This is a genomic window from Nocardioides sp. CPCC 206348 (assembly GCF_048654705.1).
Classification (GTDB): domain Bacteria; phylum Actinomycetota; class Actinomycetes; order Propionibacteriales; family Nocardioidaceae; genus Nocardioides.
In genome coordinates this window covers 1-227 of the sequence record NZ_JBMCZA010000235.1, presented here as the reverse complement: position 1 = coordinate 227, position 227 = coordinate 1, and the positions used below count along the sequence as shown (strand labels likewise).

General features: G+C 75.8%; 1 protein-coding gene. It reads right to left on the bottom strand.

The genetic code is table 11. The annotated features are described in order from the left end of the window. The coding region (locus ACOADB_RS26920) for a hypothetical protein (protein WP_378606343.1) at positions 1-227 on the bottom strand (227 nt) is incomplete at both ends.

Below are 227 nucleotides of genomic sequence, written 5' to 3'. Positions count from 1 at the left end.
GCGACCTCGGCACGCAGCTCGTGCAGGTGCGCCGGCACCCGGCCGGCGCGGGACTCCAGCGAGTCCCGCTCACGGCGCAGGCTGCCCTGGTCGTTCTTCAGCGGCACCAGCCCGTCGCGCACCTTGTCGCGCTCGGCCCGGAGCGCGGCCTGCTGCTCATCTCCGTGGGCCAGCCGCTTGCGCGCCTGCACCTGGAGCTCGGCGAACGCCGAGGCGGAGTCGAGGGC